Below are 8,270 nucleotides of genomic sequence, written 5' to 3'. Positions count from 1 at the left end.
GGAACTATCGAAACTACTCCGTTTACCTCTGCCGTTGTTGTCGTTCTTGGTTTAATCGGTTTGATTTATGCCGTTAGAGCTGCTTTATCTTTATTTAAGCGCTAAATTTTACCGCCCCCTTTCGGGCGGTATTCTTTAGGAGAGTTTAAAAATGCAGATTTCAATCTTACATATGTCTTTACTTTTAAACGCTTTTTATGCGATTTTGGCGCTTTCGTTCTTTGCGGTCAAGTCTATTTTTGCAGGTTTGGATCTGTTTTCAAAATGAGTGAAGCTGAAATTTTAAGCCTGACTGGTTTGAGCTTAGAGCGATATAGCTCTTTAATGGCTCTTAGCGGTTGTCTTTGCGGTTTTTTATTCGTCTTGGGGATATTTCTTACAATCTCCAAGATTAAGTAAGGTTTTCGGAGGTTCGCGATGGAATTTGTTTTAATCGATTGGATCGGCAACAAGTCATTTGATTATTTCTTTAGTCTTTTCTTTTGGTTCGGCGTCGCAAATATCCCGTTTCAGTTGGCTTTTACGCTATTTTCTCGCCGTTGGTCTTAGGCAACCTCCATTTATTTGCTTGCCTACAAACGAAGCGAAGCGCGCGCGGTGTGTAGCTTTCGGACACCCGAAAGCCGCCGCGCATAACAGGGTCGCAGGGGGAGCCGATTTTATGAGCTTGCGATTAAAATCGGGTTCGCTCCCCCTACGCAAATTTAAGGAAGAGTAAAATGTTTAATAAGTTTAAATTCATCCCTCTGATTTTAATATTCTTGGTTACTTTTTCTTTTTCCGTCCAAGTTCCTCTTTCGTCTGATTCTTACGATTATCGCTTTAGAATTTCCGCTGCTGGCGATATGTGGCTTTACGATGGCATAGTTGATGGTGTATCTGAGCATTGTCAATATACTAAGTATGATAATAATCTTTATGTGAATCCAAATTTTAATGAGTCTGCTTTTAAAAAGGATTCCTTTTATGCCCAATCAGGTCCAGCCACTAAATCTCCTAATGGTTATTTTTATGACCCTTCTGATTTATATAAATTTTTAGGTTTTGAAACTTATCAGGGTCATACATCTTTAAAATATGAAACTTATTCTTGGGTTATGAAACCTGGTGATGCTATTCAGAAGAATTGCGTTCAATGTAATACCAAAGCAGGTGAATATTTCGATTCCACTACCGGTTTATGCGTAAATAAATGCGAGGATATTGCTAATCGACGCGATCGTTTCAATTGTATGTGTAAACGTGCGGGAAAGCTTGATTTTGTTAGTGTTGCCGATCATGTTATAGGCCATGATTCCGTAGTTTGTTCGTATATTTGCACTACAACTAAAGATGACCCCGAAGCTAGTGTAGGTGGCGATGGAAATTTTTATAATGTGAGTTATCAAATTCACGATACCGACCCCAATGCTAATGGCGTCTGTTTCACAGATGACAACTATATTCATGGCACCAATCCCGATAAACCTGACAAGCCCGATAAGCCAGATAAACCAAATCCCGATAAGCCTGATAAACCCGATCCCGATAAGCCAAATCCTGGTGGTGGAGGACATCCGGGCGGTGGTAGCAATCCAGGCAATAATAATGGCACGAAGCCGGGTAATTCCGATAATAATAATGGCACAAAACCGGGTAATGATGGCGACAAAGATAATCCAAAAATGGACTTTAGCGGTTATGACAAATTAACTAAGACTGTAAGCGACGGAGTAAAAAAGGTTATTGATATGTATGGCGATGCTAAAAGCCAGTTGCAGGGTGCTTATGACAAAATTAAAAACGGCTCTTTAAGTGATTTTAAGCCTAGCGGTTTTGTTGCTAGCTGTCCTTATACTCGCGATTTTGTTATTAAAGACGGACTGAGCAAAAAAATTACTATTGATATTTGTGCCGTAGTAAAGGACGCTCGCTCCGTCCTTTACTTTATTTTCTATGCCATATTTTCTACGATATTCTCTATTCTGCTTTTTAAAATAATTATAAGGTTGGTATAATGCCTATTTTAGCTATTATAGGTTTTTTCGGCTCTTTCGTTAAAAAATGGGCTGCTGCTGCCGTTCGTTTCGGGACTATGCTTGCTATTTCTACTTTTATATTGGGATTTACTATCGCTTTTTATGTAGGGCTGATGTCATTGGTTTTTATCGCTCTTAGCAAGGTCAATGCTTTAATAAATTACATAAATTCTTATGCGGGTAATACTGACGAGCTTATAGCTCTTTTCTTTAACGTTCTTAAGTCTTTGGGTGTTATAGAAGCTTTTAAGGACGTTTACACAATTTTTAAGCCTTTTTTATTTACGGCGATTTCTTTAATCGCTCTGAAAATTTTCATCAAAGGGCTTGAGAGTTTTCGCAAAACCTTGCTTTACCTCTTCATCTCTAGGATTGATTAAAATGGCTATCTCATATCTTACCGGCATACCGAAAAGCGGCAAGACTTATTTAGCCGTTTATCAAATTTATAAGAATTTTATCGAAGTTCCTAAGTCCTCTTTTTTCGATAAATTTATTAAAAAGCCTAATAAAGCCGATAAATATACTATTTGCTGGACGAATATAAATGAATTTGATTACTCCAAAAGCGAAAAAATCAAGCCTTTGGATATTAGCGATTTTAAATATAATCTTAGTCTGCTTTATGATCTTTATATGGGCGGTGCGAATGACACTGAGTTAAATGAAAAGGCTGCAGATTTTAAGCTCAATCACTGCCTGATCGTTATCGATGAGGCTCATAATTTTTTTACTAAAAAAGGCGATGAAATTTTAACTTGGTGGCTTACTTATCACGCTCATTTGTTTCAAGATATTTGGCTTATATCGCAGGATTTAAGCCTAATTGACACAGGTTATAAGGCTGTAGCCGAGTATTTTTATAGAGCTGTTGAGCCTGCGCGTCGCCTTATCACTAGTCGTCTTAGGTATCAGCAGTTTATTAGTTACCGAATGAATCAAAACGATATGATTAAGGGTGGTGGTTTTACTTTACCTGCTCTTAATGAAGTTTTTGACCTTTACGTTGCGGGTTCCAAGGAAAAAGGTTCGTCCATCGTAGTTAAATTTTTTGGTTTAGCTTTGGTGCTCTGTGTCTTTTGTTTCTTGGCGTTTTATCGTTTTTATTCGCTTTTTAAGCCTGCCGATGAGCCTGCTCCCGCCCCCGACACCCAATCCAATCAACCTATCGAAACCGCAAGCGGTAACAGCACTAAATCTTTATTTAACGCCTCTGTGCCAAATCCTAATGAACCTCCTATCGGCTACATATACCAAATTTACTGCTTCTACGATCGTTGCTCCATTCAAAACGGCAGTTACGATCACTTTGATCAGAGATACTTAAATTTTATCTTTTTGCGCTCCCCGCCCAAATTTAATGTGCGCTCGTTTAAAGGTAAAGGTATTACGTATTTCTTTGTTGGCTTTGATAAGCCCGTTTTCGATAACTTAAAAAAGGAAGAGTTAAACAATGAAAAAAATTCTTTTTCTAGTGCTATTTATTCTAAGTAGCGCATTTGCCGAAGAAGTTAAGCTAAACTTGCTTGATTTCGCCAACGTTGCCAGTCATAATTCAAAAATCGATATTCTAATCAGCGATGAGATAGATCCGAATAGCTTTTATTTCTACACTGCTAAGAATTCAGACGTTACGATAAAACATTTTCGTAAAGCCATAGAGAGCAAAGGCTTAAAGCTTATACTTACCGACGGCTTTTATTACGTTTTTAAGAAGAATAAGGACTATGGTGATGCCAATGGCAGCATTAGCGCCGAGCGTAGGTTAAGATACCTTACCTTAGCCAATAATTCCTATGACGACGCCGATAAGATAGTAAGCAAGATGACCGATCAAAACTCAAGCTATATTCGCTCTACGAACTCCGTCGTATTCAAAGCAAGCGACGACGAATACAGCGACATTATCGATTTCGTGCAGCGCAGCGATAAAAAGCTCGAACAGGTAAATTTTAAGCTTACCATACTTGAGACCAATACGAATGATTATAAAGATATAGGCTCGCATCTAAATTCTTTAGGCGACGTCGTAACCCGCTCCGATCTAAACTATTTTATAAACCTTATAACTATGCCTTATAGCGCTGAGACAAATGTCGTAACTACAAAGAAACGGGGCTTTTACGGAGTTCTTAGCCTTTTGCAGCAAAACGGCGTAACGACTATCAAACAAAGCCCGTTTTTGGTTGCCAAAAGCGGCGCCGAGGTTTATTTTTCCTCCGTCGAAAACGTGCCTTATCTCACCAACACCAGCACCTATACGCAAAACGGCACCGCCACTCAAAACAGCTATGAGTATAAAGACGTTGGCCTAAAGATTAAAATTCGCCCGGTTGTGCTTCAGAATTCAAACGTTGATTTCAGCCTTGATTTGGTGGTTGAGGACTTATTGGATACGCAAAACACCCTTACGCCGCGCACGAGTAAAAAGGAGCTTAAGTCAAATTATAGTTTAAAGCGGGGCGAGCTTCTTGTTCTAAGCGGCATCAACAAAGACGTTGCTTATTCAAAACGTAACGGCGTGCCGCTACTCAAAGACATACCTATTTTAAAATACCTCTTTTCTATCGAGCAGAATTATAAAAGCACCAGTATTATAACCCTCACAATCGAGGTAAATTAAGATGAGTATGAGAGCATACGAGGTGCATTATACGACTGGCAACGGCTGCGGAGAAAAGCAAACGACGAGGCACGAGGAGCGCGCTTTTCTCTGCCCCCTTGTCAATTTAATAAAAATCTGTCAGATTTAAACGAAGCTTAAAGATGTTTGGATTAAATGAGGCTGATTTTGCAGCCGTAAAGCTCAAAATTGACAGACAACGAAAGTTTTTGCAGGATTACAAATTCGTAAATTCTTTCGGTGAGGAAAAAAGCCTGCTTTCGGTCTCAAAGTCCGCAAATTTTTCAAACACCTATTACGCCGAGGTAGCAAATAGGACAAATACTATACATATGCTTTCTGTAAAGCACGAGCTGGTGCCCGTGTTTCTTACTATTACGCTTAACGGCTGCTTTCGTAAGGCGCTAGTGGGAAATTTTGCTACATTCACTACAAAAGACATTAGATCGCTTCCTATCGAGCAGAAACAAAAGCTCAACGAGGGCGTTCCCTTTAATATAAAGGATTTGGCTAATGTGCTAAATTATAATTTTCATAAATTTACGAAGCGCTTTAGGTTTGCTTATAAGGGCGAGGTATTTCAGTATATACGCACCTTTGAGCCGCATAAGAAGGACGGCGTACCGCATATTCATGCTCTGATATATGCCCCAAGGCATACAATCCTGTATCTGCTTAAAATTTATAAGGACGTATTCTATGCCCCGCAAAATCTAAGAAATGAGCGTTTGACCCCGGCTCAGATAGCAAATGGCGAGATAAACGGGTTTCAGACCTCTATAAATAACGCCACTGGCTACGTGATGAAGTATATTACAAAGACCTTTATAAATTTCAACGAAACTGACGATATTAATGAGGTTCAGGCGTGGTTTATAAAGCATAAAATTCGCAGGTTCTTATCCTCGCAAAACCCAATCCCGCTTTGGGTTTATCGAAAGATAAATTTCATTAAAAGCCTGCGTGATCTCGGTAATCTTAACATTCTAAAAGACTTTAACGATACGCTTATAGAATGGGATTATAAGAGTGGGAGTATTTTTATGTCTATCCCATATACTTCCGAGGAGCTAATTTACGAGGATGGACACCTGCTTTATTACGTTTGTGGTCGGCTCATGCATGAATACGTTAAAAATATTAATCCAGTTCAAAGCATCGGTAAAATCCAATCTCACGAGTTTAAATCGGTTCAAAAGGCTTATAATAGCGGCGAAAAACCTATAATCTACAAGCCTAGCAAGATATTTCGCACCGCCTGGAAAGATATGAGCGACGAGCGTTTAAAATTATACTGGCGCGATAATCAAAAAGAGATGACCGATGACATTTTAAGCGTCCAAGATTACGCTATGCTTGAGAATGAAATGATCGAGCGCGGATTCTTACAGAGGTATAAAAATTATATCAGATATTTTACGCAGCACGCTTTAGAGGATATTAGAGAGTTGGAATTCAAATATTCCAATAATGGCGTTATGCCGTATCCGTTTTAGGAAAAATTTCTAAAATTTATTTGAAAGGATAAGAGATGTCTATAAGATATCAATGTGATGTATGCGATAAGCTTGATGATGGATATCCAATGGATATTTACGAAGTATCTAAGGAAGTGCAGGACTATACTGGGTTTTTTTATGAGCATATTTGTAAAGAGTGTTTAAAGGTTCTGACTGAAGACGATGGAGGAAAAAAAATATTTATAGTTAGGAATGGCAAGATCTTATTAAAAAGTGATAAAAGGCTTAAGTGAAAGGCTTTACGATGCTGCTTAATGAGCTTTTTAACGATTATGTAGAATTTTACGAGCTGATACTTCGTAAGCACACTTTAGAAAGCGATATATCAACCTACAAGAAGCATATAGCTTCAAGCTTGGGCGAAAAAGATGTAAGCGATATAAGCTTTTTAGATATTCAAAGGCTCTGTAACGTCTTAGTTAAGGCTAATTATAAAATAAAGACCGTTAAAAATATTCTTGCAAAGCTTCACGTAATTTTTAAATTCGCTCAAAAGCTTGAGCTTATAGCTAAAAATCCTTGTGATTTTGTCGAGTTGCCTAAATTTGATAATAAGCGATACTTTGATTATCCATTATCCGTCCAAAGACAATTTATAAAAGCTATATGCGAAAATGAAGCCGACAGTGCCGATATATTCTTTTTTCTACTCCACGGCAGGCGTAAAAATGAGGTCTTAAGTTTGCGTTGGAGCGACGTAAATTTAAAAACTAAGACCTACGTCATACCTTTTCAAATCAATAAAGCTAAGCGTGATATGATTTATTCTATGAGCGACGAGCTTTATAAAAGGCTATTGAAGCGTTATATATTCGCAAAACAGAATAATCAGTTAAATAGCTACATCTTTGTCAATCCTGCCACTAAAACAAAATTCGTTGATCTACGTAGAAGTTGGAATTCTTTGCTTAAGCGAAACAATCTACCCAAAATCAGGCTTCACGACATAAGGCATCTTATTGGCACTTACTGCATTAATCATCTAAAGCTGCCGATCGAGCAAGTAAGTTTTACTCTCGGTCATACGAATATCATTACTACTCAAAAATACATCACTGCCAATATAAAACAATCGAAAAATACTATTGAAAATTTGATGAATTCCGTTTAAGTAAAAAATAAGCGTTGTGATCCATATGCTTAAAATAAGCTTAATGCTTTCCATTAGAAAAATAAGAATATTTTAAGATTTTATCAAATGCTTTAGCATAGGGTATTTGGTTGCAGAGGGTGGATTTGAACCACCGACCTTCGGGTTATGAGCCCGACGAGCTACCACTGCTCTACTCTGCGATAAAAAAACGCGAATAAATTTAAAATAGCATTCGCGAAAGTGGATGGGGTAGGAGGATTCGAACCTCCGAATGATTGGACCAAAACCAATTGCCTTGCCGCTTGGCTATACCCCAATTTAAAACTAAAATATACACTAATCTTTGAAGTAATATTCAAATAAAAATATTTAAAAAATTAAAAGTTATATTTAAATTAGATTTAATAATTTCAAATATAAAATAATACTTATAAAAATATTATTTTTGTACTTATAAACGTAAAAAGGGTCTAACATAAAGTTAGACCCCTATATTATAAGTTAAATATTAACTTATTTAACTACAGCAACACCACTAATTGCAAAACCATCAAGTTCTTTTTCCTTACCATCTACATTATCTACATACTTAAATTTCTTATTTAAGATTTCATTAATTGAAGGATCCGCATATAGCTTAGTGCAGATTGAAGCACCATTCTCAGCACCTTTCTCTACTTTTAAATAAGCAGGAACAATACCAGCAGTACCATTCGCAGCAACAGAATCTTTCAATGTAACTTTTAAGCACTTTTTACCACCGGACTTAAGTTCACCAACAAAACCTGTGCCTGGATCTATTGCTACATTTGTCATAGACTTAAGATCGTCAGCAAATTTCGCTTGTGATGTATAATAAGAGCCAAGATCCGATACAATCGTGGTAACATTAGTACCAGCTTTTGCGATTTCTGCATCATCACGAGTAGCTGCAAGTCTTGGTATAGCAACAGCTGCCAAGATACCTAAAATAACGATAACGAAGATCAACTCGATCATAGTAAAACCTTTTTTCA

Annotated in this window: 8 protein-coding genes and 2 tRNA genes; 7 read left to right on the top strand and 3 right to left on the bottom strand. The window is 37.5% G+C overall.

Going from position 1 to position 8,270, the window contains the following annotated elements:
• Positions 1-719: 719 nt before the first annotated feature.
• The 7 genes from Q0614_RS07205 to Q0614_RS07175 all read left to right on the top strand — a co-directional run bounded on the left by Q0614_RS07205 (position 720) and on the right by Q0614_RS07175 (position 7,272).
• On the top strand, positions 720-1,997 hold the full coding sequence (locus Q0614_RS07205) for a hypothetical protein (protein WP_298787629.1): 1,278 nt from the start codon (positions 720-722) through the stop codon (positions 1,995-1,997).
• On the top strand, positions 1,997-2,398 hold the full coding sequence (locus tag Q0614_RS07200) for a hypothetical protein (RefSeq protein ID WP_298787627.1): 402 nt from the start codon (positions 1,997-1,999) through the stop codon (positions 2,396-2,398). Before Q0614_RS07205 ends, Q0614_RS07200 begins: the two co-directional genes overlap by 1 nt.
• Before the next feature lies 1 nt (position 2,399).
• Entirely contained in the window at positions 2,400-3,512 is a 1,113-nt protein-coding gene (locus tag Q0614_RS07195; RefSeq protein ID WP_298787625.1) for a zonular occludens toxin domain-containing protein, read from the top strand.
• Positions 3,472-4,641, top strand: coding sequence for a type II and III secretion system protein (locus Q0614_RS07190; protein ID WP_298787623.1), 1,170 nt, complete (start codon positions 3,472-3,474; stop codon positions 4,639-4,641). The genes Q0614_RS07195 and Q0614_RS07190 overlap by 41 nt, the downstream gene beginning before the upstream one ends.
• Before the next feature lie 143 nt (positions 4,642-4,784).
• Positions 4,785-6,137 (top strand): hypothetical protein, encoded by a 1,353-nt coding sequence (locus tag Q0614_RS07185; protein WP_298787622.1) that lies wholly within the window; start codon positions 4,785-4,787, stop codon positions 6,135-6,137.
• Positions 6,138-6,172: 35 nt separating this feature from the next.
• Complete coding sequence (locus Q0614_RS07180) at positions 6,173-6,394, top strand: hypothetical protein (protein WP_297917031.1); 222 nt, start codon at positions 6,173-6,175, stop codon at positions 6,392-6,394.
• 11 nt (positions 6,395-6,405) lie between these two features.
• Positions 6,406-7,272, top strand: coding sequence for a tyrosine-type recombinase/integrase (locus Q0614_RS07175; protein ID WP_298787620.1), 867 nt, complete (start codon positions 6,406-6,408; stop codon positions 7,270-7,272).
• Between the two features lie 107 nt (positions 7,273-7,379).
• Here the strand turns inward: Q0614_RS07175 and Q0614_RS07170 are convergent.
• The 3 genes from Q0614_RS07170 to Q0614_RS07160 all read right to left on the bottom strand — a co-directional run.
• A tRNA-Met gene (locus Q0614_RS07170) sits at positions 7,380-7,454 on the bottom strand.
• A gap of 41 nt (positions 7,455-7,495) precedes the next feature.
• Positions 7,496-7,570, bottom strand: a tRNA-Gln gene (locus Q0614_RS07165).
• A 197-nt stretch (positions 7,571-7,767) separates the two neighbouring features.
• A partial coding sequence (locus tag Q0614_RS07160; protein ID WP_298787618.1) for a prepilin-type N-terminal cleavage/methylation domain-containing protein occupies positions 7,768-8,270 on the bottom strand: 503 nt, incomplete at its 5' end.

Source organism: uncultured Campylobacter sp. (assembly GCF_937997595.1).
Taxonomy (GTDB): Bacteria; Campylobacterota; Campylobacteria; order Campylobacterales; family Campylobacteraceae; genus Campylobacter_B.
Note: the sequence above shows the minus strand (reverse complement) of the source record. Positions and strands in the feature narration are given on the sequence as shown.

Coding starts and splice junctions, on each gene's coding strand:
- Q0614_RS07200 (WP_298787627.1), top strand. CDS start 1,997: ATGCCTATTTTAGCTATTATAGGTTTTTTCGGCTCTTTCGTTAAAAAA.
- Q0614_RS07205 (WP_298787629.1), top strand. CDS start 720: ATGTTTAATAAGTTTAAATTCATCCCTCTGATTTTAATATTCTTGGTT.
- Q0614_RS07180 (WP_297917031.1), top strand. CDS start 6,173: ATGTCTATAAGATATCAATGTGATGTATGCGATAAGCTTGATGATGGA.
- Q0614_RS07195 (WP_298787625.1), top strand. CDS start 2,400: ATGGCTATCTCATATCTTACCGGCATACCGAAAAGCGGCAAGACTTAT.
- Q0614_RS07175 (WP_298787620.1), top strand. CDS start 6,406: ATGCTGCTTAATGAGCTTTTTAACGATTATGTAGAATTTTACGAGCTG.
- Q0614_RS07185 (WP_298787622.1), top strand. CDS start 4,785: ATGTTTGGATTAAATGAGGCTGATTTTGCAGCCGTAAAGCTCAAAATT.
- Q0614_RS07190 (WP_298787623.1), top strand. CDS start 3,472: ATGAAAAAAATTCTTTTTCTAGTGCTATTTATTCTAAGTAGCGCATTT.